The sequence below is a fragment of the Chryseobacterium sp. PET-29 genome (assembly GCF_025736815.1).
GTDB classification, from domain to species: domain Bacteria; phylum Bacteroidota; class Bacteroidia; order Flavobacteriales; family Weeksellaceae; genus Chryseobacterium; species Chryseobacterium nepalense.
On the sequence record NZ_CP107053.1, the window covers coordinates 1,765,546 to 1,791,776 of the forward strand.

General features: G+C 36.3%; 25 protein-coding genes. 9 read left to right on the forward strand and 16 right to left on the reverse strand.

The features are described from left to right. Positions 1 to 35 precede the first annotated feature (35 nt). The 6 genes from rny to ODE14_RS07735 all read right to left on the reverse strand — a co-directional run bounded on the left by rny (position 36) and on the right by ODE14_RS07735 (position 4,641). Positions 36 to 1,601 (reverse strand): ribonuclease Y, encoded by a 1,566-nt coding sequence (gene rny, locus ODE14_RS07710; protein ID WP_248392393.1) that lies wholly within the window; start codon positions 1,599 to 1,601, stop codon positions 36 to 38. 222 nt (positions 1,602 to 1,823) lie between these two features. After that, the gene (locus ODE14_RS07715; protein ID WP_248392391.1) at positions 1,824 to 2,111 is read right to left on the reverse strand and encodes a cell division protein ZapA; all 288 of its coding nucleotides are present in this window, start codon (positions 2,109 to 2,111) and stop codon (positions 1,824 to 1,826) included. Next, on the reverse strand, positions 2,111 to 2,413 hold the full coding sequence (locus ODE14_RS07720) for a hypothetical protein (RefSeq protein ID WP_248392389.1): 303 nt from the start codon (positions 2,411 to 2,413) through the stop codon (positions 2,111 to 2,113). Before ODE14_RS07720 ends, ODE14_RS07715 begins: the two co-directional genes overlap by 1 nt. Before the next feature lie 137 nt (positions 2,414 to 2,550). Continuing rightward, positions 2,551 to 3,333 carry a porin family protein gene (locus ODE14_RS07725; RefSeq protein ID WP_248392387.1) on the reverse strand — a complete coding sequence of 261 codons (783 nt, stop codon included), beginning with the start codon at positions 3,331 to 3,333 and terminating at the stop codon, positions 2,551 to 2,553. 3 nt (positions 3,334 to 3,336) lie between these two features. Next, the gene (gene ubiE, locus ODE14_RS07730; RefSeq protein WP_066437096.1) at positions 3,337 to 4,068 is read right to left on the reverse strand and encodes a bifunctional demethylmenaquinone methyltransferase/2-methoxy-6-polyprenyl-1,4-benzoquinol methylase UbiE; all 732 of its coding nucleotides are present in this window, start codon (positions 4,066 to 4,068) and stop codon (positions 3,337 to 3,339) included. A gap of 3 nt (positions 4,069 to 4,071) precedes the next feature. Further along, positions 4,072 to 4,641 (reverse strand): hypothetical protein, encoded by a 570-nt coding sequence (locus ODE14_RS07735; protein WP_248392385.1) that lies wholly within the window; start codon positions 4,639 to 4,641, stop codon positions 4,072 to 4,074. A 101-nt stretch (positions 4,642 to 4,742) separates the two neighbouring features. Between ODE14_RS07735 and ODE14_RS07740 the strand changes: the two genes are divergently transcribed. The 3 genes from ODE14_RS07740 to ODE14_RS07750 all read left to right on the forward strand — a co-directional run bounded on the left by ODE14_RS07740 (position 4,743) and on the right by ODE14_RS07750 (position 7,936). After that, positions 4,743 to 5,810, forward strand: a complete 1,068-nt coding sequence (locus tag ODE14_RS07740) for a 3-oxoacyl-ACP synthase III family protein (RefSeq protein ID WP_248392383.1) — start codon at positions 4,743 to 4,745, stop codon at positions 5,808 to 5,810. A gap of 64 nt (positions 5,811 to 5,874) precedes the next feature. Next, on the forward strand, positions 5,875 to 7,080 hold the full coding sequence (locus ODE14_RS07745; protein WP_263603611.1) for a metallophosphoesterase: 1,206 nt from the start codon (positions 5,875 to 5,877) through the stop codon (positions 7,078 to 7,080). 25 nt (positions 7,081 to 7,105) lie between these two features. Continuing rightward, positions 7,106 to 7,936 (forward strand): class I SAM-dependent methyltransferase, encoded by an 831-nt coding sequence (locus tag ODE14_RS07750; protein ID WP_263603612.1) that lies wholly within the window; start codon positions 7,106 to 7,108, stop codon positions 7,934 to 7,936. A 4-nt stretch (positions 7,937 to 7,940) separates the two neighbouring features. Here the strand turns inward: ODE14_RS07750 and ODE14_RS07755 are convergent, their stop codons facing one another. Both ODE14_RS07755 and ODE14_RS07760 read right to left on the reverse strand, forming a co-directional pair. Beyond that, on the reverse strand, positions 7,941 to 8,693 hold the full coding sequence (locus ODE14_RS07755) for a polysaccharide deacetylase family protein (RefSeq protein ID WP_263603613.1): 753 nt from the start codon (positions 8,691 to 8,693) through the stop codon (positions 7,941 to 7,943). A gap of 80 nt (positions 8,694 to 8,773) precedes the next feature. Next, on the reverse strand, positions 8,774 to 9,742 hold the full coding sequence (locus ODE14_RS07760) for an NAD-dependent epimerase/dehydratase family protein (RefSeq protein WP_263603614.1): 969 nt from the start codon (positions 9,740 to 9,742) through the stop codon (positions 8,774 to 8,776). An 87-nt stretch (positions 9,743 to 9,829) separates the two neighbouring features. Between ODE14_RS07760 and ggt the strand changes: the two genes are divergently transcribed. The 3 genes from ggt (at position 9,830) to ODE14_RS07775 (ending at position 13,430) form a co-directional block, all read left to right on the forward strand. Continuing rightward, entirely contained in the window at positions 9,830 to 11,515 is a 1,686-nt protein-coding gene (gene ggt, locus ODE14_RS07765) for a gamma-glutamyltransferase (protein ID WP_263603615.1), read from the forward strand. Between the two features lie 135 nt (positions 11,516 to 11,650). Further along, entirely contained in the window at positions 11,651 to 12,931 is a 1,281-nt protein-coding gene (locus ODE14_RS07770) for a dicarboxylate/amino acid:cation symporter (protein ID WP_263603616.1), read from the forward strand. Between the two features lie 31 nt (positions 12,932 to 12,962). Continuing rightward, entirely contained in the window at positions 12,963 to 13,430 is a 468-nt protein-coding gene (locus tag ODE14_RS07775; protein WP_263603617.1) for a hypothetical protein, read from the forward strand. A 9-nt stretch (positions 13,431 to 13,439) separates the two neighbouring features. Here the strand turns inward: ODE14_RS07775 and ODE14_RS07780 are convergent, their stop codons facing one another. The 6 genes from ODE14_RS07780 to gyrB all read right to left on the reverse strand — a co-directional run bounded on the left by ODE14_RS07780 (position 13,440) and on the right by gyrB (position 21,971). Then, on the reverse strand, positions 13,440 to 14,330 hold the full coding sequence (locus tag ODE14_RS07780) for a diacylglycerol kinase family protein (protein ID WP_322925267.1): 891 nt from the start codon (positions 14,328 to 14,330) through the stop codon (positions 13,440 to 13,442). A 5-nt stretch (positions 14,331 to 14,335) separates the two neighbouring features. Beyond that, positions 14,336 to 15,151: a hypothetical protein gene (locus ODE14_RS07785; protein WP_263603618.1), complete on the reverse strand. Its 816-nt coding sequence runs from the start codon at positions 15,149 to 15,151 to the stop codon at positions 14,336 to 14,338. 23 nt (positions 15,152 to 15,174) lie between these two features. Then, positions 15,175 to 16,002, reverse strand: coding sequence for an RsiV family protein (locus ODE14_RS07790; protein ID WP_263603619.1), 828 nt, complete (start codon positions 16,000 to 16,002; stop codon positions 15,175 to 15,177). Positions 16,003 to 16,078: 76 nt separating this feature from the next. Beyond that, positions 16,079 to 18,010, reverse strand: a complete 1,932-nt coding sequence (locus ODE14_RS07795; protein WP_263603620.1) for a transglutaminase-like domain-containing protein — start codon at positions 18,008 to 18,010, stop codon at positions 16,079 to 16,081. A gap of 1 nt (position 18,011) precedes the next feature. Further along, on the reverse strand, positions 18,012 to 19,904 hold the full coding sequence (locus tag ODE14_RS07800) for a DUF3857 domain-containing protein (protein ID WP_263603621.1): 1,893 nt from the start codon (positions 19,902 to 19,904) through the stop codon (positions 18,012 to 18,014). 132 nt (positions 19,905 to 20,036) lie between these two features. Then, the gene (gene gyrB / locus ODE14_RS07805) at positions 20,037 to 21,971 is read right to left on the reverse strand and encodes a DNA topoisomerase (ATP-hydrolyzing) subunit B (RefSeq protein WP_263603622.1); all 1,935 of its coding nucleotides are present in this window, start codon (positions 21,969 to 21,971) and stop codon (positions 20,037 to 20,039) included. Positions 21,972 to 22,203: 232 nt separating this feature from the next. Here gyrB and ODE14_RS07810 point away from each other — a divergent pair, with 232 nt between their 5' ends. From ODE14_RS07810 to ODE14_RS07820, 3 genes are read left to right on the forward strand one after another with little or no spacing between them, the layout of a single operon-like run. Beyond that, complete coding sequence (locus ODE14_RS07810; RefSeq protein WP_263603623.1) at positions 22,204 to 23,547, forward strand: cytochrome ubiquinol oxidase subunit I; 1,344 nt, start codon at positions 22,204 to 22,206, stop codon at positions 23,545 to 23,547. Next, positions 23,544 to 24,548 carry a cytochrome d ubiquinol oxidase subunit II gene (locus tag ODE14_RS07815; protein WP_263603624.1) on the forward strand — a complete coding sequence of 335 codons (1,005 nt, stop codon included), beginning with the start codon at positions 23,544 to 23,546 and terminating at the stop codon, positions 24,546 to 24,548. Before ODE14_RS07810 ends, ODE14_RS07815 begins: the two co-directional genes overlap by 4 nt. Before the next feature lie 33 nt (positions 24,549 to 24,581). Continuing rightward, positions 24,582 to 24,848: a hypothetical protein gene (locus tag ODE14_RS07820; protein ID WP_263603625.1), complete on the forward strand. Its 267-nt coding sequence runs from the start codon at positions 24,582 to 24,584 to the stop codon at positions 24,846 to 24,848. A 7-nt stretch (positions 24,849 to 24,855) separates the two neighbouring features. Here the strand turns inward: ODE14_RS07820 and ODE14_RS07825 are convergent, their stop codons facing one another. Together ODE14_RS07825 and ODE14_RS07830 are read right to left on the reverse strand one after the other, a co-directional pair. Continuing rightward, entirely contained in the window at positions 24,856 to 25,674 is an 819-nt protein-coding gene (locus tag ODE14_RS07825; protein ID WP_263603626.1) for an OmpA family protein, read from the reverse strand. 114 nt (positions 25,675 to 25,788) lie between these two features. Beyond that, positions 25,789 to 26,220 (reverse strand): hypothetical protein, encoded by a 432-nt coding sequence (locus ODE14_RS07830; protein WP_263603627.1) that lies wholly within the window; start codon positions 26,218 to 26,220, stop codon positions 25,789 to 25,791. Positions 26,221 to 26,231 lie beyond the last annotated feature (11 nt).

Below are 26,231 nucleotides of genomic sequence, written 5' to 3' on the forward strand. Positions count from 1 at the left end.
TTGAAAGGTTTTTATGAAATATCTTTGTATATCGATTATCTCGCAATATTTACAGCTCTTGTTTCCCTGATTACGGTTACTTTTACCTGTCCAGGATATGTAAGCTCGTTTTGGATTTTTTCTGAAATATCATAAGACAGCTGGGAAGCGACTTCGTCATTCACTTTGCCGCTTTCTACCATTACTCTTAGTTCTCTACCCGCCTGAATTGCATACGCTGATGAAACCCCATCGAAGCTTAATGCTGCAGATTCAAGATCTTTCAATCTCTGAATGTAGGATTCCAACACCTGTCTTCTTGCTCCCGGTCTTGCTCCTGAGATCGCATCGGCAACCTGGATAATCGGGGACAATAACGATGTCATTTCCACTTCATCGTGGTGAGCACCGATAGCGTTTACCACTTCTGCATTTTCGCCGTATTTTTCAGCCCACTGCATTCCTAGTAAAGCGTGAGGAAGTTCAGATTCCTGTTCAGGAACTTTCCCGATATCGTGCAATAGACCTGCTCTTTTCGCTAATTTTACATTTAATCCCAATTCAGCAGCCATGGTTGCGGCAATGTTTGCCACTTCTCTTGAGTGTTGCAGTAAGTTTTGACCGTAAGAAGAACGGTATTTCATTCTACCAACGATTTTGATCAGTTCAGGATGTAATCCGTGGATCCCTAAATCAATGATCGTTCTTTTTCCTACTTCAATGATTTCTTCTTCAATCTGTTTTCTGGTTTTCTCTACCACTTCTTCAATTCTCGCAGGGTGAATTCTACCGTCTGTTACCAATCGGTGAAGGGATAATCTGGCGATTTCTCTTCTTACCGGATCAAAACATGAAAGAAGAATTGCTTCAGGAGTATCGTCTACAATAATTTCCACGCCTGTTACTGCTTCCAAAGCACGGATATTTCTCCCTTCTCTACCGATAATTCTACCTTTAACCTCATCTGATTCAATATTGAAAACTGATACGGAATTTTCAATAGCCTGCTCGGTTCCGATTCTCTGAATCGTTTGGATTACGATTTTTCTTGCTTCACTTTTAGCATTAAGCTGAGCTTCTTCCATGATGCTCTGCACGTGTGCCTGAGCTCTTGTTTTGGCTTCTGCTTTCATGGTTTCCACCAATTCTGCTCTTGCTTCTTCTGCCGTATAGTTAGAAATTTTTTCAAGAATTTCAACTTTTTTAGCGGTTGCAAGATCAAGTTCCTGCTGTTTCCTATCTAAAATTTCGTTTTTCTTGGCATAATCCGCGATTTGTTTATCGAGGTCCTTTTCCAGTTTTCCGGCCTTGCTAAGCTCATCGTTCAGTTTGTGTTCCTTATCCTTAATCCTTTTTTCAACCTCCTGCATTTTCTTTTCTCTTACCTGAATATCAGCATCATGCTGTGATTTCAGCTCCAGGAATTTTTCTTTTGCCTGAAGGTTTTTTTCTTTCTTTATGGACTCGGCCTGTACGTTGGCTTTTTCTATAAGGTTTTCGGCATTTTTCTTTGCATCATCTATAATAAATTTTGCTTTAGTATTGAGTGAACTTTTGGAGAAAAACACTCCTACTGCCGCTCCGATTACTAAACAAACAACGCCGACTATAACTTCTATCATAATGTATATTGAGTTTTAATTGTATTACATAAAAAAAGCCCACAATAATCCAGAGATTGAGAGTAAACTCCTAATCAACACGATTTGAACTGATTTCCACTGTCTGTAATCCGGACGAACCGGCACGCCATTCAATGGACATTTGTTCGGTAATTGTTTAGCGTTGAGTTTACCTTTAATGTGTTAGAATTATTGTAGGCAGCACTTTCCGGGAAAAAAAATCTATTTCCCTGTTTCATTCAACGATTGATTAATGTTTGTTAATCTTTCGTTGGTAGATTGTATTGTTTTTTCGTAGTTCATAGACACTACTTCCGCATTGGTTCCTAATTTCAGGGCACACATTGCCAAAGCATCCTGTTTGTCTCTCACATCGAAATTCTGTTCAAAATCTTTAATCATATTTTCAATCTGCTTCCCAACTTTACGCAACGTTTCTTCTTCTGCTGCGGGTACGTTCAGCGGATATACTCTTCCTGCAATATTAATGGTTATTCTTCTTACTTCCATTATAATCCACTGTTTTGAAGCTGTGCAATACAGAAATCTATTTCTTTCACCAACCTGTTGATGTGATTTTTCATCAATCTGTTGTGTTCAGGATTTCCTGATATTGCTGAATAAAGTTTTATATTTTTTTGTTCTTCTGCTAATACCTGATTTTTTTTCCTTTCTTCATCATACCTTTTTTTCAGGTCTTCATGCTCCATGCTTAATTCCGAGAATTTTTCAGTAAGACTTTTGTAATTCTTTTGTAATAGCAAAATCTTTTTCTCTAATTCTGAAAAATTGTTTTCTAAATCTTGAAGCATTTCAGGTTTTGTATATTCTAACTAGTAGCAAAAATAACAAAATATTAACACTAACAAAAATAAAAGTCTTTATATTTTGATTTCAAACATAAAAGGAGACACAAATGCGCCTCCTTTTTATCTCTTATACTATTTTCTTATTCAAATTTCAGTACGAAGAAAACAGCTCTTGTCTGTAAGGTAGACATTGCTGCAGTCCAGTACGGAGGTGTTGTCGCATTATCTGCCACAATCTCGTTATTCATAATGAATGTTCCTCTGATTGCTGGTGTAAGCTTAAATTTATTAAAGTAAAACTGGATGCCCATTTCTGCAGACCATGCAAAATTGTGTGTTGTAGATCTGAAAACCTGCTGTAGGTTATCATCAGTAGAGTCTGAATTTGACTGTAGATTAACAATATAATTAACCCCTGCTGCAACATATGGTCTTGAATTGTACCATCTCTGTCCATGGAATTCCAGCAACACAGGAACGTCAACCAAAGTTGTTTTAATTTCTCTTACTCTGTCTTTTTCAGCCAAAGGAATAGGAATAAAAGGATCGTTTGTCAAAGTACCTGCTGCATACTGATCATTAGACTGCGTATTGAAAGTTAATTGTCTCTGACCGAATTGTAACCCTGGTTCTAATCTTAAATCCAAATAATCGTTCAGTCTCCATTTTGCAATTAATCCGGCACCAAAACTGTAACTCTCTTTAGAGGTAACAAGATTCTGGTTATTACTTGAGCCATATCTTGGATTCAGAACGATACGGTAGTCTAGTCTGTTACCATTCAGATAAAAACCCCAGCTGAACTTTTGCTCATCAAAGTCTTCCAACTTATCCATTCTGTTTCGGGTTCTGAATTGCGCGTTTGCTAACAACGCAACATTTACTGAGGCTAAAACCAGTGCTTTTAATAAAAATTTATTCATAGGTTACTTTGTTGCTTTATAAATTGTGGCTATACCTAAACTTAGTTTTTTATATTCAACTTTTTTAAATCCTGTATCTAAAAGAATTTGTCTCATCTTTTCCCCGAAAGGAAAAGCATTTACAGAATCCGGAAGGTATGTGTATGCCCTATTATCCTTGGAAACCAGTCTGCCAATAGCAGGTAATATATTTTTAAAATAAAACATATAGAATGGCGCCATGAAACCCTCAACCTTTGAAAACTCCAGTATATAAACACTCTTGTTATCTTTAACAACTCTTCTCAACTCTGCCAAACCTTTGGTAAGGTTTTCAAAATTCCTCACTCCAAACGCAACGGATACCGCATCAAATCTGTTATCCTCGAAAGGTAAGTTTTCCGCATCTCCTTTTTGCATGGAAATTTTGCCGTCTAATTTAAGTTTTTTTATTTTAATAACGCCAACATTTAACATTTGTTGCGATAAATCCAATCCGATCACTTTTGAGCCTGTGCCTTTTTCAACAGCAATGGCCAGATCTCCCGTGCCGGTAGCGACATCCAGCACTTCCTGCGGGCTGTCTTTTTTCATCCAGTTCACTAAAGTATTTCTCCATAAAACATCAATTTTCATGGACAGCACATGATTGAGCAGATCATACTTCGGTGCAATATTGTCGAACATATCCTCTACCTGGCTTTTTTTAGTAGCTTCAGAGTTGTAGGGCGTAATTTTGGTAATATCTTTTGTCAAAACTTAAAACTTGTAATATTCTTTATAATAATTAAGGTAATCCTGTTTTCTGAAGATCTTTGATCTTGACTCTACCTTCTGAACGTTTTTGATTACTTTATCATAATCCTCATCTACGTTATAGTAAAAATCGTCGGTAAACAGTTTGTTGAAGCGTCTTGCTCCTCCAAAATAGGCTTTTCCGTCGATTATGGTTTTATCCAATGCCAAAAGTAGTGAATCTTTCTTAAGATTGTAGCCATAATACTGCTCATTGATATAATAATCCTGATGTGCAATATTAATAAGCCCTCTTATTTTATTAACTTCGAAAGCAGAATCAAACAACAATTTTTTATTCTGGTCAAACACTTTAATGGAATTTTTCCCTTTATTAAGGTCAACGTGAACGGTCTGCCCTCCTGCGATAGTTCCTTCTGAACCGTTGTTTATTTTATAATAGAATGTATTTGCCGTAGGATTGTCCACTACATAATAATTCCTTTTGGCCAGAAAGAGAAAGTAAATCCCAAAGGCAAAGATAAATGCCGCAATTGCAATAAGTAAGCCTTTTAAGGATGCATTATTTTTCATAGGATTGTAAAGTACAATTTTTGCAAATTTAATAATATTTTTAATTCTCTGTTATTAATATTAATTATTAACTTTGCATCTTTAAAAAATCATTTAAACGAATGCCGAATACGATCATAATTGGTTCTGGATCTTACCTTCCCGGCAGAATTATCGGGAGAGACTATTTCTTAGGTTCAGATTTTTATTCAGAAGACGGGGTGAAAATTGATAAACCTGCTGAAGAAACGATTGCAAAATTTGTAGAAATTACAGAAATTGAGAACAGAAGATTCATAGAAGAAGATCTATCCAATTCACAAATCGGGTACGAGGCTGCCAAAATTGCGATTGAAGATGCGAAAATAGATCAGGAAGAACTTGATTATATTATTTATGCCAGCAATTTCGGAGAAGTCACGGTACACGGATATGCGGATTTCATGCCAACCATGGCGGCAAGAGTAAAGAATAAGCTCGGCATTAAAAACAGAAAATGTGTAACATATGATATGCTGTTCGGGTGTCCGGGATGGGTGGAAGCGATGATTTTGGCCGACAACTTAATTAAAGCTAAAGTAGCTAAAACCATTCTTGTAATCGGCGCAGAAACATTAAGCAGGGTAACTGATCCTCACGACAGAAACAGAATGATTTTTGCCGACGGTGCAGGTGCTGTTGTTGTAAAAGCAACAGACGATGAAAATGTAGGAATCATTGCCCACAACACCATTTGTGACAACGGCCCGGAACTGGATTATTTAGCAAATGGCCCTTCGATTAATAAAGAATCTGACCAGACGCGTATTTTTGTAAGAATGCAGGGAAGAAAAATTTACGAATATGCCCTGAAAAACGTTCCTGCAGCAATAAAAGAAACTATTGAAGACGCGGGACTTTCTATAGAAGACATCAATAAAATTCTGATTCACCAGGCCAATGCCAAGATGGATTATGCCATGATCGAAAGACTTCACAAGCTTTATAATGTGAAAGATTATGATCATTCTATTTCACCAATGACGATTCAGGAATTCGGAAATTCTTCTGTGGCAACCATTCCTACTATGTTTGATTTAATAATTAAAGGAAAAATGGAAGGTCAATCGTTTAAAGATAAAGGTAACATTGTGATGACTTCGGTAGGTGCCGGAATGAATATCAATGCTATCGTTTACAGATTTCCTTAATAATATTTAATTAAAATAACAAAAAGCACAGGGAAATTATTCTTTGTGCTTTTTTTAAACGATTATGCAAAGAAACTTTTTAATTATTGCTGCCGTCTTCCTCCTGCTGGAAGCATACATTTATCAGGCGATCAGAACCCTTACGGATAATTCCTGGATCAGGATCGGCTATTGGGTTATTACCCTAGTAGTATACGGTTTTTTCGCATACGAAATTTCTAACTTCAGCAGAGCCGACAGAAGTATGATGAGGGCCCAGATCATGATATCACTATTTTTGATCTTCATTCTGCCTAAAATTTTTGTCGTTTTATTTCTTTTAATTGATGATATCCTGAGAACCGGAGGCTACCTGATCGGACTTGCAGGATCTTCAGAGAATTTCTTTCCTGAAAGAAGAAAATTTTTAAGCATCGTAGGATTAGGACTCGGAGGTGTACTTTCCGCTCTTTTTATTGATGGAATCACCTTTGGAAAATACCGTCATAAAGTAAGAAGAGTAAGGATTAATTTTGATAATCTTCCGAAAAGTTTCAAGGGCTATAAAATTGTACAGATTTCAGATGTCCACAGCGGAAGTTTTTCGGATCCTTCCAAGCTGGAACATGCCATCAACCTTATCAATGAACAAAATCCTGATCTTGTACTATTCACAGGAGATATGGTGAATAATGTGGCTGAAGAATTCAAACCCTTTATCCCGTTGTTTTCAAAGATTAAAGCAAAAGATGGCAAATTTGCCGTTCTTGGCAATCATGATTATGGCGATTATGTACAATGGAACTCACCGGATGAAAAGAGAAAAAACCTTGATACATTGATTGATTATGAGAGACAAGCCGGTTTTGATATGCTTCGGAATGAGCACCGCATTATTGAGAAAAACGGTGAAAAGCTCTACATTCTGGGGGTTGAAAACTGGGGATTGAAACCTTTTCCGCAATTCGGGAGAATTGATGATGCGTTGAAAGGAGTTCCGGAATCGGCTACAAAAATCCTGATGAGCCACGATCCTACCCATTTCGATTATGTTGTAAAAAAACACTCTGGAAACATTCATCTGACCCTTTCCGGGCACACGCACGGAATGCAGTTTGGGCTCGACCTTAAAAATATCAAATGGTCTCCGGTACAGTACAAATATCCGAAATGGGCAGATTTATATGAAAGTGAAGGAAAAATGCTGTATGTAAACAGAGGTTTTGGAGTATTGGCCTATCCGGGAAGAGTGGGTGTTTTGCCCGAAATCACGCTTTTCGAACTGGCATAATTATCCATCTAATTAAGACATTAAAATGAAAGATACGGGAGAAAGACATATCATACATCAGCAATTTGCCAATAAATCTGAATTGTATCTGCACTTAATGCATATTGCAACCTATGAATACGCCAAAAAACTTGTAAAAGACAAAAAAGTCTTAGACTACGGATGCGGTTCGGGGTATGGTTCACACATGCTTTCTTTGACTGCTGCAAGCGTCACTGGTGTTGATATCAGCAAGGAAGCGGTAGACTTTGCAAATAAGGAATATAAAGCTCCCAATCTGAATTTCAAAACAATTGCTGAATTAGGAAATGAAAAATTTGATGTTATTACTTCCTTTCAGGTTATTGAACATGTTCCTGATGATAAAAAATATACTTCTGCGCTAAAACAGCTTTTAAATCCCGGCGGAATCCTGATTATTTCCACACCGGATAAAAAATACAGGTTATTTAACTATATTCAGCAACCCTGGAATATTTTTCATCTGAAAGAATATACACCGGAAAGCCTGGAAAAATTGCTTAAAAAGTATTTTAAACAGGTTGAAATTTTAAAAATAGGTTCAGATTCAGATTTAATTTTAGAAGAAATAAAAAGAACAAAAAAACAGCGAATAGCAGTTCTTCCATCCACTTTATCAATCTATCCTTACTCATTGAGAGTTTTCCTTTTAAATGTTCAGAAAAAGATATTTGAGCTTTTAAGAAAAATCAGGACCGGGAATAAAAATCCACTCCGGTCAGAGGACAATACTTCAGCTGATTTTGCATCGCAGTATTCCCATGAAGATATTGTATTTAAAAAAGAAATGCAATATTCTACAGATCTTCTGGCCATTTGTAAAAACGAAGAATAGAACTTTAAAAAATGTAATCTTTCATACGGGAAGTAGCCATTTCTTTCTCGTTGATCCAGTTGAGGAGATTATCCAGTTTGTCCTCCATTTTTTTGCCAGAATTCAGCCTTCTGTAAAAAGGAACATCAAAATGATATCTTGCGAAATCGGTAAACTGCCAGGAATTTAAATAGATCAGCACAAAGTCATCATTCTTTAATGTTTCAAAAACCATATTCCGGTAATACTTCATCGGCAGAACCTGAAACACAAAATCATTATATGGGAGCTGGCTATAAGGTGAGATACTCTCCGGAACAATACTCAATCCGTCCTGCTCAATAATCTCCGTATCTCTTTTAAGTCTTTTGAAAGGAAAAAGTATACCGGCATTATCAATATTTGAAATATAACTGAACTCCATCAATTTCAACCTTTGATAAGAAATTTTATTGTCCTTTTGGCGGATTCCCTTGATCTGCTTTTCCAAAAAATCCTGAGTCATTCTTTTTGTATCTTCTATTTCTTCAGGACTTGAATTCTGATTGTAAAAAGCAATTTCATGCCCTTGGGATGAAATTGCTTTTAGTAAATTCTGCAACTTTTCTGCTAAGGAAATTTCCACGAAAAAGCTTGCCTTTATATCATGTATATCTAAAATTCTTAAAATAGCTTTCGTATTATTTTCTGAAATTTTCAGTCTTTCCTCATCGGAAACTTCAGCGCCATCTTTACATTTTGCTACAATATTTACGATGTTAAAAGTTAATAATACCATTTAAAGTTAATTTTAAATAAAAAATATAAGTAATTAAAAATCAGATGTTAAATAAATTTATATTTAAAGCTATAGTTTACCTATTGATTTTTATTAAGTTTTACTCTTAAATTTTTAATCATATCTTTTGTCATTTCAGAAATTCCATATTCATAAGACAATCCCCAGTCTTTTTTCGCAACAGAATCATCAATTGATGCCGGCCAGGAATCAGCAATCTGCTGTCTGAAATCAGGCTTATAATCGATTTCAAAACCCGGTATTTCTTTCTTAATTTCTTCAGCCAATTCTTTTGGAGTAAAAGACATTCCGCCTAAATTATATGAAGAACGTACGCTGAGATTTTCTTTCGGAGCTTCCATAAGTTTAAGCGTTGCATTGATCGCATCATCCATATACAGCATTGGCATTCCGGTATTTTCAGAAATGAAGCTTGTATATTTTCCTTCTTCAATCGCTTCGTAAAAAATCTCTACGGCATAATCTGTAGTTCCTCCGCCGGCAGGAGTTTTCCAGGAAATAAGACCCGGATAACGAATACTTCTCACGTCTACTCCATGCTTATCAAAATAATATTCGCACCATTTTTCTCCCGCCATTTTGGAGATTCCGTAAACGGTAGTCGGGTTTAACACTACGTCCTGACCTACATTTTCTTTTGGAATTCCTTTTCCAAATACAGCAATTGAACTTGGCCAGAAAATCTTCTGAATAAGTCCTTCTTTTGCCATTTCACAGAAGTGAAGAAGAGGTTCAAGATTCAGCTTCCAGGCAAAAATTGGCTGTTTTTCTGAAGTTCCGGATAATAATGAAGCCAGATGATACACTGTGGTGATTTCATAATCTTTAATGATCTGTCTCACCAGCTGGGTATTGGTTACATCCATTCTCTCATAATATCCTGCTGAAGTAATACCTTTCTGCCATCTGTCAAGACCTGAAGCAACTACGTTTTCTGCTCCATGAATTTCAACAAGTCTGTTAGTAAGTTCGGTACCGATTTGCCCTAAGGCACCCGTAATGAGTATTTTTTCCGTGTGGGATTCCATTTTATTTTTATTAGTTGATAAAAGCAAAAGTAATATTTTAAAGTCTATCTTAAAACAAAATCGTAAATTCGGTTGTAAAATTTGTAAATGAAAAAGATTATTATTTCTTTTATTTTATTTACTTCCACAGTATCAGCGCAATATACTGACATTAACATTCTAAAGGAAGTAAAGGTAAAAAATAAAGGTGTTGTTGTTTCGGCGCATCCTCTTGCAAGTGAGGCAGGTGCCAAAATATTGAAGATGGGGGGAAATGCTTATGATGCCATTGTTGCCACTCAGTATGCGCTTGCAGTGGTTTATCCGCAGGCCGGAAATATCGGAGGAGGCGGTTTTTTGGTAGGTGTAAAAAATAACGGTAAAAAATTCACACTTGATTATCGTGAGACTGCACCTTCAAGTGCTTCCCACGATATGTATCTTGATAAAAAAGGAAAGGCAGATACAGACCTTTCCCAAAACGGAAGGCTTGCAGTAGGAGTCCCGGGAAGTATAGCCGGTTTTTTTGCAACACTGAAGCATTGCAGACTACCCATGGAACAACTTATTCAGCCGGCAATAGATTTGGCCGAAAAAGGATTTGCCATTACCCGCCAGGAAGCTGATCTTTTAAACGCCAATAAAGAAAAATTTGAGCGTTATAACAAAACAGGTATTGCTTTTGTAAAAAATATTCCCTGGAAAACCGGCGACCTGCTTATTCAGAAAGAGCTGGCAGAAACTTTAAAACGCATCCAGAAATCCGGGCAAAAAGGATTTTATGAAGGCAAAACCGCTGAACTTCTGGTTGCTGAAATGAAAAAGGGAAACGGAATTATTACATCTGAAGATCTTATAAACTATAAAGTTATTGAAAGAAAAGCATTGGATTTTGATTATAAAGGAAACCAGATTGTATCTATGCCACTGCCATCAAGCGGCGGTATTCTTCTGGCACAAATGCTGAAAATGGCATCTTATGAAAATCTGGAAAAATACCAGCAGAATTCTACAAAAGCTGTTCAGATTATGGTGGAAGCAGAAAGAAGAGCTTATGCTGACAGGGCAGAATATATGGGAGATCCCGCTTTCATCCAGGATAAAACTTCATATCTTATTTCAGATGAATACTTAAAAAACAGGTGGAAAAATTTTAGTTTTAGCAAAGCCACCCCAAGTGCAGAAGTCGGAAAAATCATAAAGCAGCCTAAAGAATCAACAGAGACTACGCATATTTCAGTAATTGATAAAGATGGTAATGCAGCTGCTGTAACCACTACTCTGAATGGCTTATATGGAAGTAAAGTTGTTGTTTCCGGCGCAGGTTTTTTTCTAAATAATGAAATGGATGATTTTTCCATTAAGCCTGGTGTTCCGAATATGTTCGGAGCCGTGGGCGGAGAAGCAAATTCCATACAGCCTAATAAAAGAATGCTGTCTTCAATGACTCCCACAATTATTCTGAAAAACGGAAAACCTTATATGGTTGTAGGGACACCAGGAGGAACAACAATTCCCACTTCTGTTTATCAGTCTATTGTAAATGTAGTAGATTTTAAACTCAGTGCCAATTTGTCTGTCAATGCTCCAAAATTCCATCATCAGTGGCTTCCGGAAACGGTTGCTTTTGAAAAGAACTTTCCTGAAAGCACTATTAATGATATGGAAAAGCTTGGATATAAAGCTGAAAAATGGGGACAAATAGGGAGAACAGAAATGATTATGATTGACGATGAAGGGAATATTCATGCTGTTGCGGATGGCAGAGGTGATGATTCCGTAGCAGTGGAATAACAATTACGTTTTTTATTCTCCAGGACTTTATATAATTAGTTTCGGCGGGGCTAAAAGCCCCGCCGAAACTTTTACTGATATTTGTCATCAGAAACAGTAATTTTTTCATAATTTTCGTTCTTTAAAAAAATTTCATTGAAAGCAAAAAAACTTTATCAGCAGCTTTATTTTCAGGTAGTGATCGCTATAATTGCCGGAATCCTTTTAGGAAAATTTCACCCTGAACTGGGAGAGAAGATGAAACCTTTGGGTGACGGCTTTATTAAACTGGTAAAAATGATTATTGCTCCGGTAATCTTCATCACCCTTACGTTGGGAATCGCTCACATGACAGACCTGAAGAAAGTAGGACGAATTGCCGTTAAAGCGATGATCTATTTTTTAACCTTTTCAACATTAGCACTGATTATCGGACTTGTGGTTGGAAATATTTTACAGCCTGGCCATGGACTGAATATAGATCCTACTACCCTGTCCGGAGATGTGTCACAATACCAACAAAAAGCACATGAATCTACCCTTACCGGGTTTATCATGAATATTATCCCCGAAACACTTTTTAGTCCGCTGGTGGGCGAAAATATTCTTCAGGTTCTGCTGGTAGCCATTCTGATGGGTGTTGCTTTGGTGTTAACAAAAGAAAAGAGCGCGAAAGTAACCGAATTTCTGCAGGATCTTTCCACACCGGTTTTCAAAATTGTTCATATGCTGATGAAGCTGGCACCGATTGGAGCTTTTGGAGCGATGGCTTTTACAATTGGTAAATATGGACTTCATTCTGTTTTAAACCTCATATTTCTTGTGGGAACTTTCTACATTACTTCTGCATTGTTTGTGGTGCTGGTTCTAGGTTCTGTAGCGTGGTACAATGGTTTTAATATTTTCAAACTGATGTATTACCTTAAAGAAGAATTGCTGTTGGTTTTAGGAACAAGTTCGTCTGAATCTGCACTTCCCGGAATTATGGAAAAATTGGAAAAAGCAGGCTGTTCAAGAGCTATCGTAGGTTTGGTGGTTCCAACGGGATATTCTTTCAATCTTGACGGAACCAATATTTATATGACACTGGCCTCATTATTTATTGCTCAGGCTCTTAATATTCATCTTCCGATTGAAAAGCAGATGATGCTGCTGTTAGTAGCCATGCTGAGTTCAAAGGGCGCTGCAGGTGTTACAGGAGCGGGGTTCGTGACATTAGCTGCAACGTTGGCCGTTGTTCCTGAAATTCCTATTGCGGGAATGACGCTGATTTTGGGAATTGATAAATTCATGAGTGAATGCCGTGCGTTAACCAATGTAATCGGGAATTCCGTAGCAACAGTTGTGGTTGCCAACTGGGAAAAACAACTGGATAAGGATCAACTGCAGTATTCTCTGAATCATCCCCGTGATATAGAAAAGAAATTAGAAATTTAATTGATGAAAAAAATTATTCTATATTAAGCTTTTGGCCTCTTTATGCATATTAATTCCTTTTTCTGGAAATTCACAAATCAGCAATGACAAAATTCAGCAAATAGTCTTATCAAAAAGATTAATTGGAAAAAAAATAATCTTTGGAAAATGGACAGAAACGAGAGGAACAGAAACACATCTTACTTATCTTGGAAGAGTTAAAACAAATGAAGGCAAAACTTATAAAATAATGAATTCAACGTGGATTTGGGGATTATCTCGACGATCAACAAATAGAATACTTATTTTTAACGGAGAGAATCAATATTTAGGAAATTACACTGTTGGCGTAGATACAGATTTACCCACGAAGCTGATAAATAAAATTTTAATCTTTCAAAATACAAATTTGCATTGTAATAAAAATATTGTATCAAAAATCAGTCTTAAAAACGGTTTACCTAAAGAATTTTTCAGGGAATGCACCAATGGATATGGAGACATTTATAAATTTAACTGAATTAATAATTTAAATTAAAATATTCAAACTCGAAGGCTGCACTTTTACATGAATAGGTGACTTTATCTTGTTGAACTCACCGTCAATATGCCAATTTTTGGTGTTTACCTTAAATTCCACTTCTGATACAGGGAGATAAGTAATATAGTTATCATCTTTCAGTTTTTTGGTAAACATTCTGAATGCAAATAACGGAGAATAAGTGATTGGAAATTTCTTTACCAGAACCATATCCACCAGTCCGTCACTTTTGCTTGCATGTGGTGCTATGTATGCATTATTTCCAAACTGGCGCGTATTGGCAATATTCACCATAAGGTATTTACCATCGTATTCTTTATACTTTTCATCCAAAAATTTAACTTTTTTCGGCTTGTATTTGAAGAATGTTTTAAGGGAAACTTTAATATAATTTTTAAAACCCCGCGTTGTTTTTTCAAATTCTTTCACCACTTTACCATCGAAACCGGTCCCCGAAACGTTGATGGACAGTCTTCCATTGATGGTAAAAGTGTCAATTTTTCTGGATTTCTTTCGTTTGAGTTTTTCAAGAAGTTCATCAAGATTCTTGCTGAAATTGGTCTCGTTGGAAAATCCGTTTCCGGAACCTGCCGGAAAAATAGCCAGAATTTTTTGTGTACTGATGAGATTACGGGCTACCGTTGAAATAGTTCCGTCTCCTCCTATCGCTACAAAAATATCAACTTCATCAAAATGATTATGAATAAAATCGTCGGTTCCCAAAATGGATTCTGAAATATAATACAAAGGATTTTTCACCTTGGCATGCAGTTCAGTAAGAAACGGCTGATAGTTTCTTTTGGCCGAAAAGGGATTGATAATGAAGGCTACTTTTTCCATTGATGCAAAAATAAAAAATGCTTTCAGATTAGAAAGCATTAAATTCAGTTAATTTTCATTCTTCTGGCAAAATCCGGCTTAATATATCCGTTCAGATCTTCCCATGAAATGGTGAGAATAATATCTCCGATATCATAATTATGGCTGATCTCATTCATATTGTAATGAAAATACAGGTTGGAATCATCAAAATAAAAATTCCTGGTCACCGGAAAAGTAATAGCAGAAAGAGCTGCATAAGCTTCCCGATCATAGGTTTTAATCTGCTGCATCATGGTTGTTTTTTCCAGGCTCAGTTTTAATATCCTGCGGATGGTTTCTTCGGAAAGAACTAATACGTCTGATAATTCAAGTTTCTTGTGATTTTTAAAGTCGAAAACTTTCTCTTCATAATGATATTGAACTTTATTCTCATTCAGAAACTGACTGCTGTAATATTGAACAGCTACATAATTATTTCTGTTCATACGCACATTCATCTGGGAGATATAAGACCATTGTTGCTGCTGTTTTACATCCGGCAGGCCACGAAAATTTTTCGTTCTGTCAAAAACAGATTCTTTTTCTTTATCAATATAAACCTGAAGTCCGTTTTTGGAGTAATCTGATATTTCTTCGCCGGAATAAATTTCCGAAAGAAATTTTTTATTGTCAAGACCGGGGAACCATAACAGCTTAGATGAATAACGCAATACAACAGAATCAGAAATTTTCAGGGTATCTTCTTCTATGACAGAATCTACAGTAGTTCTACCAAATCCGTTTTTTTCTGAATTTTTATTCTCATTTCCAAATTCTTTGCAGGCAAAGATGACTGAAAGGAAAGACAATATCCATATGAAATAGATTTTTTTCATCATTTTGTATCGATCTTGGTATCGGCTTAATAGGTTATGCCCATTCTTTTTTCGAATTCAGGACTAATAGTACCTTTCAGCTCTGTCCATGAAATAGGAATGGTAATATCTCCTGCAGCAAAAGCGGAAATTTCGTAAGGACTGTAGTGAAAATACAGGTTTTTTTCGTCAAAATAGAAATTTTCCGTTGCGGGAATCACATCTACCAAAAGCATCTCCGAATTATTAACTGCTCCGGTATTATCTGTAGTTCCGCTGTTTATTTTATTAATATTTTTCAGAAGCATGGCTTCAATTTTCGAGGTCGACATGCTGGTGATATCTTTTAGCTGAAGCTTTTTACCGTTTTTTACATCAAAAACTCTTTCTGAAAAACCATAATTGTCATGAGCACCTCCTTCATAAGAACCCCAGATATACTGAATATGTACATAATCATTCAGCTTTGATTTAAGTTTCATAGCTTTATCAGAATACCACTCCTGGGAAAAATTCATATCTGAAATCCAGTCTTTAGAATTTTTTTTAATGCTGTTGAAATATTCGTTTTTATCTTTTTCAAGCCAATCCTGAATGCCGTTTTTCGAAAAATCACGGATATTTTTTTCTTCGAAATAAATGCTGTCCAGAAGTGCATTGTTTTTAATGTCAGGAAATACCAGCATTGTAGTTGAATATTTAACTTTAAGAGAATCACTCAATTTTAAAGAATCACTCACCTTTACAGAATCTACCGTAAATGTATTTGCGTGTACAGAGTCATTCTTAATAATTTCCGTGCTGCTGTTTTCGTTTTTTTTACATGAAATGATAAAAAGTGCCGAAAGAGCAAGAGCGGCTATAGTGTTTTTCATAATTCTTTTTCTATATACATGCAAAAACCATTCAAAAAATGAATGGTTTTAAACTTATTTTAAAAATTATGTGGTTTTATTTTTTCACCAGGCTGATTACCTGATTCTCCTGTTTGGATGCTACCCCCCAAATCTGTTTGAATGCAGGATAATATTCTTTCGGATAGTTCGGGCTCAAAACTTTTGTGGTGGAAATCACTTCCAAAGTATTGCCTTTTTGCTCTGCGATATAGCTATACTCAATTTCTTTATCTTCGGTAACAATTTTTTTATTTTTCGGCATTTCTTCAATCGCATATCCTTCCGGAATCTGAAGAATGATCTTTTTCACTCTTGTAAAAGGTGTGATAAAATCAATCATGTATTTTCTTTCTTCCGTCTGATCAAATTCATTGGAGTTTTTATTCAGGAAAAGCATCGGATTGATGATGATCTTTTTGCCGACTTTATCAATAAGGTTTTCGGACGAAAACTTCATCGTGCTTTCAAAGTCACCGTTTTCAATAACTTTTGAATCGATATCTGTAAAGTCTATGGAGAAATTCTCTTTATACTGTTTTTTATATTTATCAGCATTATCGTCATAGCTTTCCTTGGCAAACATGGCATATGTCCCGGTATCTCTGTCTGAATAACTTCCGGAAATACTTCCGTCTTCATTAATTTTAGCCGTTGCCGTGAGATAGGTAAAGCTTGCTTTGGCATTGCTCATTGTAACCTGCTGAACTTTATCTTTAGATATAAGGATTCCGAACTGATTCCAGTCTCTGGGAGGAAGCTGATCGATAGATGACTGCTTTACCGTAGTATCAAACAAATGAATACCATCTTTCGTCTGGATTGCTGCAATTACAAAATTCATCTTAGAAACATTGGGAGACGCAAGATTGATCAATCCGTTACCTATTGTAGAAATAACAAGAGGATCTGCTTTAATACCCGCTTCCCGAAGCAACATTACCAGGAAAAGATTCATCTCAGCGGCATTTCCGGTTTTAGTTTCGAGCATTTTTTTAATCCCGTCTTCCACATACAGACCCGCATCTTTGTTCCAGGTAAAAGTATTTTTCACATAATTAAAAATAGCATTGGCCTTCTCCAATTCATTGGAAATACCTGCAATATTGGCAGGCATATTATCTTTGGCCAGTCTTGTTTTCTTGAGCTCTCCTCCAAAATCTTCACTTTCATAAAGACGTTCTTTAATCTGCTCCCAGGATGATGAGTAGAGTTTCAGTTCTCTAAAATTTGTAGAGTGAAGCTCTGCACCAATTTTTGTCCTGTAATTTCTGTCATTGTTTACAAACTTTTCCGTTTTGAAAGATTTCAGGTTTTCATAAGCAAAGCGGTAGGTTCTATAGTTTGCTCCATACAATAGTCTTTCATCAACTTCTTTATATTTTGGCAGCAGAGAACCTGTATAATTAAGATTGTATGCAATATTGGCAGGACTGTCCAAAATGTATTCCGTATAAAGGGAAGGGGTATCCGTTTCAATCAAAATTTCGGGAATAATAAAAAGAAAGGGAGACACTACCTCATACTGATATTCAATAACAGAACCGTTTTTCACATTAGGAAATGCAAGCTTGCTGATAGAAATATTTTTGCTTTCTTTACTTTTATATTTTGATGTTTTGTCAACTTTGGTGGCAACCGCAGCTCCGTTTTCAAGATTATAAGTAAACGCCTTCATTTTGGCAAGTGATTCCTGATCACTTCCGTTCTGATAAAGCGGTATTTCAACATTCAACCAATCTTCAGCCTTATCTTTATCATAAATTTTTACTCTATAGAATGTATTTTTAATAAGATTACCGGTTGTATTATCAATACTGAAATGTAATGATCTGTAAAGAATTTCCGCCGGAGCATTTTCATCCAGAGTTGATTTCTGTTTAGATAAATCTGCATCATTGAATTTTGGCGGATCGAGAAATTTATGTTTTTGAGCATTCACAAAAATAAATTGAGCTGAGCAAAGAGCGATGAATACTATTTTTTTCATGTTAAATTTTAGATATTAAAACTTTTGAGTTGTCTATGTTAATTGTTTTTTTTCTGAAATTGATATAATCGTTATATTTCTCTTTCGGGTAAATACCTTTATTAATCCTGATGGATCTTGTGACCTTCAGCGATTCTCCGTTTTTCACAAAACTCAGCTTGTACGTTCCGAATTCCGAATTCAGTACAACATTTTCCGGAAGTTCTTCCACTTTGTACTGCTGCGGAAGGATAAAGCTTACTTCATATTCATCTTCAAAAGACTGTCTCAATTCGAATGGTAATTCTCTGTTTTCTTCATTTTTATAAACATTGTTAGAAAAAATAGGAACTGCTCTGAAAATAATACTGTTTCCCGCATTTTTAGAATAATTGTTGGCTTTAAAATCCAGGTCGTATTTCGCAACTGCATTATCTTTATCATTCAGGAAATTTTTCATCTCGATTTTTTCAAAATGCAAAACATCCAACATATTTTTTACGGCTTCGGTTCGTTCTTTTGAAGACATGGAAGCAAGAACAAGATTGTTATCATACTGAATTCCGGTATAAGAAAAACTTCCTTCACCCGAAATACTGTTATCTTCATTAATTTTGATTGTGAGCTTCTGCTTTTCTTTACTTTGTTCAGCGGTATAATCCGGAGTATTAATCAGTTCAATTCCTTCTTTTCTGATCGAAAGAACATTTCTTGCCGTTGTATTGTAACTTAAATGATTAAATGCCACTTGCTGGGAAGTATTTTCCAGCCAGATATTCCCTTTTTCTGTCGGCACCATTAAAATAACGTGATTGCCACCCATCTTTGGGAAATCTTTATCAAAAGATACAGGCGAAGTACCTGAATTAACTACTGAATAATACGATGGAATACCGGCTTCATCCAGCAAAGTTTTCATATAATTGGTAAGTCCTTTACAGTCACCATACCCTTTTTTCTGCACTTCATCAGGAAGCATAGGCTGCCATCCTCCTATTCCAAGCGCAACAAAAATATATCTTGTTTTAGCCTGCATATGCTGGTACAGCTTTTTTACTTTTTCTTCTGTTGTTCCTTTAAGATCAAGGCTCATCACCTCAGCTTTAATAGCAGGTGTAGATACAGAAACCGGCTGTAAAATGCTATTATAATACCAGCTTCCGAAATCTCCCCAGTTATTGATACTTCCCTGTTTTCCTTCGAGATTGAATTTTGTTAAAGCAAAGCTTACTTTAGGCAAAATTTTCACAGGTTGAGGCAGTAAAAACACATCATCTATAGCCGGAACATTTTTATACGTATAGTTTTTTTCGCCGGCGTTTTCACTTTCAGTTACCGAAGTGTAGTTATAGGGCGACGGATAAATTTTTGTTTTAAGATCTATTCCGGATTTATTGACAATTTTCATCTGCGCTTCTTCCAATGATACTTTCGTTGATCTGAAAGGTGTAAAATCAGGTAAGAATACCGTATTTTCATCACCGATCTGATAAGAAAATTCAACGGTATAAGGATATTGTGTCGGCATATAAGGCAAAACCATCACCCTGTTTTCCGAATAAAATGTTCCCTGATTATTATTTGCAAAATCGTTGAAATCAGATTTGGAAAAGGACTTTATTTTTTTCCCGGCTTCATCATAGATATTCACCTTTACATCGGAAATACTGTTTCCTTTTTCATAAGGAATGAATACCTGCGCATCCGAATCTCCATCTTTATTGAGAACTGTTGTTACGGTATAATACTGGTATTTGATATCATCGATCTTATTGATCTGGACAGTAGTGAAATCTTTTCTGATAACTGCGTCTGCATTCTTCTTCAAATTTTCAGGAATTGCCGAAGCAGGAAAGCTCTGTGCATAATACAATGATGCTGTGGAAAGAGCTACGGTACAAAGTATTTTAATCATGGTTATTAAAATTTAGCAAAAATAAGAAAATCCCTTTAAGTGTTTATAATTATTTTTTTATGTTAAACAGGATTTAAAATAAAAGGAAAAGACCTCATTACTGAGGCCTTTATTATGTTAAATGCTATTATATTATGCATCAATTTTTGCATATTTTGCATTCTTCTCAATAAATTCCCTTCTCGGAGGAACCTCATCTCCCATAAGCATAGAGAAGACACTGTCTGCTTCTACTGCATTATCAATAGTTACCTGCTTAAGAATTCTGTGTTCAGGATTAAGGGTTGTTTCCCAAAGCTGTTCAGGATTCATTTCTCCAAGACCTTTGTAACGCTGTACTTCCACTCCTTTTCCGTCCGGGGACATTTCGAGGGTAAATTCTTCACGCTCCTTCTCATTATAGGCATAGATCTTTTTATTTCCTTTTTTCAGTAAATATAAAGGCGGCTGAGCAATATAAATATATCCGTTTTCAATCAGCTCCTTCATATATCTAAAGAAGAACGTCAGGATCAGGGTAGAAATGTGAGAACCATCGATATCGGCATCGGTCATGATAACAATCTTGTGGTATCTCAGCTTAGCCATGTTTAAAGCTTTGCTATCCTCTTCTGTTCCAACAGAAACTCCAAGAGCGGTGTAGATATTTTTTATTTCCTCATTATCATACACTTTATGAAGCATTGATTTTTCAACATTAAGAATTTTACCTCTTAACGGAAGAATCGCCTGGAAGAACCTGTCTCTTCCCTGTTTTGCCGTTCCGCCTGCGGAATCTCCCTCTACAAGGAAAATTTCAGATTCTGCAGGATCTTTTGAAGAACAGTCTGAAAGTTTTCCCGGAAGCCCGGAACCTCCCATCGGAGATTTTCTCTGCACCATTTCACGGGCTTTCTTTGCCGCCTGTCTAGCTTTTGCCGCTAAAACCACTTTCTGTACGATTAATTTCGCTTCGTTAGGGTTTTCTTCAAGGAAGTTTGTCAGCATTTCACCAACAATTTTGTCTACGGCACCGGAAACTTCAGAGTTCCCTAATTTTGTTTTCGTCTGCCCTTCAAACTGAGGTTCCATTACTTTTACAGAAATCACGGCTGTTAATCCTTCACGGAAGTCATCACCGGTAACCTCTACTTTTTCTTTTTGCGGAATACCCAAATCATCGGCATATTTTTTAAGGGTTCTCGTCAAAGCACGTCTGAAACCTGCTAAGTGAGTTCCTCCTTCATGTGTATTGATATTATTAACATACGAGTGAAGATTTTCGGTAAATGATGTGTTATAACGCATGGCTACTTCCACCGGAATATCATCTCTTTCGCCTTCCATGAAAATCACATTTTCCATAATGGATTCACGGTTTCCGTCAATGTATGCAACAAATTCTTTTAGCCCGCCTTCGGAATGAAAAACTTCAGACCTGAAAGATCCGTCTTCAAGTTTTTCTCTTTCGTCAGTTAAGGTAATTGTAATTCCTTTGTTAAGGTAAGAAAGTTCTCTTAAACGGCTTGCTAAGGTATCATAGTTATAAACCAGTTCGGTAAAAATAGTATCATCCGGCTGGAAGAACTGTTTGGTTCCTCGCTTGTCGCTGTTCCCGATTTCTTCAACACCGGTCTGTGCTTTTCCTCTGGAATAGATCTGCTGATAAATATTTCCGTCTCTATAAACGGTGGTTACCATTTCATTGGAAAGTGCATTTACACAAGACACCCCAACTCCGTGAAGACCTCCGGAAACTTTATAAGAATCTTTATCGAACTTACCTCCGGCCCCGATTTTTGTCATTACAACCTCAAGAGCAGATTTTTGTTCTTTTTCATGGAAGTCTACCGGAATACCTCTACCATTGTCACTTACTTCAATTCCGTTTCCTTCTTTAATGCTGACAAAGATGGTATCGCAGTATCCTGCCAAAGCCTCGTCAATAGAATTATCCACTACTTCATAAACCAAATGATGTAGACCTCTTACTCCTACATCACCAATGTACATTGAAGGACGCATACGAACGTGCTCCATCCCTTCCAATGCCTGAATACTACTAGCTGTATATTGTTTCTGACTCATATAAAATATTAAAAATCCTGCTAAATGCAAAGACCCACAAATATCGTGATTTTTTTCGAGTTATGAAAGTTAAAATATGTCAAAAACCACGAGACTTTTCCACAGAAACTGAATAGAATTTACTCATAAAAAATACAAAGTTAAAATCTTCAATCTGAATAATAACTGTCGGAAATCATATTCGTATATAGGCAATTTATCCTTACATTTATTTACTTAAAATTTAGTATTTATGGACGATTTCCTTGCAGCTCGTGCCCAAATGGCAATGTCCCTCGGTTTTCATATTATTTTTTCGTGTGTGGGAATGGTTATGCCTTTTCTGATGGCGTTTGCGCACTGGAAATATTTAAAAACAAATAATGAAATCTACAAAGGTCTCACCAAAGCATGGAGCAAAGGCGTCGCCATACTTTTTGCTACCGGAGCTGTTTCCGGAACGATGCTTTCTTTTGAACTCGGACTTCTCTGGCCACAATTCATGAAACATGCAGGCCCTATTTTCGGGATGCCATTTTCCCTGGAAGGAACAGCATTTTTTATAGAAGCTATTGCCATAGGATTTTTTCTTTACGGCTGGGACAGATTCAACAAATGGTTTCACTGGTTCTGTGGATTTCTGGTTGGTATAAGCGGTTTAGCGTCCGGAATTTTAGTCGTTGCAGCCAATGCATGGATGAATTCTCCTGCCGGTTTTGATTATATTAACGGACAGTACCTGAATATAGACCCTATTAAAGCAATGTTTAATGATGCTTGGTTTCCACAGTCGCTGCATATGACAGTCGCTGCATTTTGCGCCACAGGATTCGCTGTTGCAGGACTTCATGCCTATATGATTCTTCGCAAAAAGAATATTGAATTTCATACCAAAGCTTTTAAAATTGCTGCCGGATTCGCATTAATAGGAGCGTTTGGAGCACCTCTTAGTGGAGATGTTGCCGCGAAATCTGTTGCGGAAAGACAACCTATCAAATTAGCAGCAATGGAAGCACATTTTGAAACGGAAAAAGGTGCAGCTTTTGTGATTGGCGGAATTCCGGATGAAGAAAAAGCAGAAATAAAATATGCCATAAAAATCCCTAAAGTCTTAAGCTATCTCGTAAGCAATGATTTTAATTCTGAAGTAAAAGGACTGAAAGATTTCCCAAGGGATGAATGGCCGCCGGTTGCTGTAGTACATTTTGCCTTTCAGATTATGATTTTCTTCGGAGTGGTGATGATTATTATAGGAATTATTTATTTATATGCTGCGTTTTTCAAAAAAGGGTGGCTGAAAAAGAAGTGGCTGCTGAAAACATTCTTAATAGCAACACCTTTTGGATATATCGCACTGGAAGCCGGATGGACCGTAACGGAAGTGGGGAGGCAGCCCTGGATTATTTACGGAATTATGAAAACTGTTGATGCCGTAACACCAATGCCCGGAATTCAGTATTCATTCTATTTCTTTACCGCTGTTTTTGTTTCACTGTCTTTCGTTATTATTTTCCTTCTGACAAGACAGATCAAAATGGTCCCGAAACTTTACGATCCTACGGATCCTCAGTTTAACGATAAACAAAAAAAATTATGATATACGTAGTTATAGGTTTCCTCTGGCTGTCGATCTGTCTTTATGTGATTTTGGGCGGAGCAGATTTTGGTGCAGGAATCGTAGAGCTTTTTACGAGAAAAAAGAACCGTCCTAAAACCCAAGTGATCATGTATGAATCGATTGCTCCGGTGTGGGAAGCCAACCATATGTGGCTGATCATCGCTATTGTTATTCTTTTTGTAGGGTTTCCTGAAATCTATACCACATTATCAACTTATCTGCATATTCCTCTGGTTTTAATGCTTATCGGGATCATTGCGCGAGGAACGGCATTTACATTCAGGCATTATGATGCCGTGAAAGATGAATGGCAGAGGCTATATACGCAGATTTTTTATTTTTCAAGTCTTCTGACACCTTTTTTTCTGGGATTAATTGCTGCTGCAACTATTTCGCATTCTATTAATCCTGATGCCAAAGGATTTTTAGATCTCTATATTTTCAGCTGGCTGAACTGGTTCGGGGTTGCTGTAGGACTTTTCACAGTTTCCATCTGTGCTTATCTGGCTTCTGTTTTTGCTTTGAGAGAAACAGTTGACCGCCTCGAACTTAATTTAATGATTAAAAAATCGAAACAAACGATGATTTTTGTTGTCATTACAGGAGCACTGGTTTTCTTAACAGCATATCTGTCTGATATCCCCTTGATCATGTGGGTTTTTTCAAAGCCACTGGGAATGATGGCAACGGCTTTTGCAACCGTTTGTCTCCTGTTGATTCTCAGAGCTATGAATACCAAAAAACTTCTTCCTGTAAGGGCATTAGCCGGGTTTCAGGTGATTATGATTTTAGTTGCAGCAACCTACCAGCATAATCCCAATATTATTCTTTTCGGAAACGGGCAGCACCTTTCTTTACTGGAGCATGTTGCAGCTCCGAAAACCATTTCCGCTTTAGGGTGGGCGCTGATTTTAGGGTCTATTTTTATTTTACCGTTTTTATTTTACCTGATGGCTTCGTTCAGCAAACTAAGAAGATAATATTAAATAACAACATTCAATAAAAACTTTGTTATGGTGGAATTTGATCTGAAAAATTTTAAACTCATTTCATTGAGCCCGTATATTTACAGATTATTTAAAAATCATCATGACACTTATCTGATGGAAGTAACCTGCGGAACTCACGGTGTATGGGAAGTCTGGATACAACTTACTCAAGATGAAATTTTACTTTATAAAAACGAAGGAAATAAAGGATTGGAAAAAACAGCAAATTTGATTTCTTATCACTGTTATAATCCCGATTACCAGAAAAGATATTTGAAAATAACAGATTAATAAATTTTTACTTTTTACGCACTACAATTTCCACCCGCCTGTTTTTTATCATATCTTCTTCAGTACGTTCAGGATAAACGACGGGATTGAGATGTCCCATTCCGGTAACTTTTATCCGCCGCGAATCGATTCCCTGCTTTTCGAGAAATTCTCTGATCGCATGAGCTCTTGTCCAAGAAAGATTAAAAGTTTTCAGATCGAGATCTTCACCATCGAAATTATCATAATCACAACAGATATGTCCCTGAAGCTCCACTTCAAGAGATGGGTTATTTTTCAGCACATCAGCCAGCTGAATCAGAACTTTATTTCCTTTTGGAAACCAGACATGGCGCCCTCCGATAAAATTGACATTCGGTAAAGAATAATTCTCTCCAACTTTCATATCAGCAACCTTCTTGCTGAAAAAGCTTTCAAACGTTCTGCCTGATTTTATTTCGCCCGCCCTCAGCACCTGATCAATAAAAATATCTACTCTCCTGTTTTTACGGCGCAATTCTTCGGTACTGTTGTCATTGATCTGCTTTTCTTTTCCCAAACCAACAACGCTTTCAAGAGCAATCGTATTTCCGATTCTTGCCTGAAGATATTTATTCACTGCATTAGCTCTACTTTCAGATAGCTTTTTATTGTACTCTGAACTTCCGGAAATATCACAGTTTCCAAAAATCCTGAATTTCAGATTGCTTTTCAGGTTTACCAGACTATCTAATTTTCTTCGGGATTCTTTCGTGAGTGTATAACTGTCATAATCGAAATAGACAGAAGTGAGCATCTGTGAATGGATGCTTATACAACAGAAAACCAGCAATACGAGAGTTTTCATCTGATAGTTTTTAATGGAAACGGAGAATTAATAGAAATAGTCTGTCTATTCTTTTAAAAAATTATGGGGAAGCGCGAACTACCCCATAAATTAAATTATAAACTTTTTATATTATTAAGATTCTTCAAATTCTTTTAATATTTCTATCATTGCGTCTTCCCCACCTTTCAATTCTTTAATTTTATTTATTAGTTCAGGTTTAGATTCTGTAATTCTTAATAAAATTTTCTCATTATTTTCAAATAAGCCAACTTTAATAGGTTCCCTTTTAGAATCTAAAAACAAATAATAAATTGCAGTATAATGCATTTGAGGGATAAATTGCTTATACAATTTAATATTTCCATCATATAAAAGCTGCATTAAACGATTTCTGGAAATTTCTTTATGATAAATCTTTTTTTTACCATCTAAGTCTGAAAAAGATAATTCTTTAATATCTTGGGGCTGAACTGTATATAATTTTTTACCATTATCATCAACAACTTTTACTTTACGAAAAAAGCTGTCTTCGTCGATATTTACTCGTGATGATTCTTTAATCATTGGTATATCAA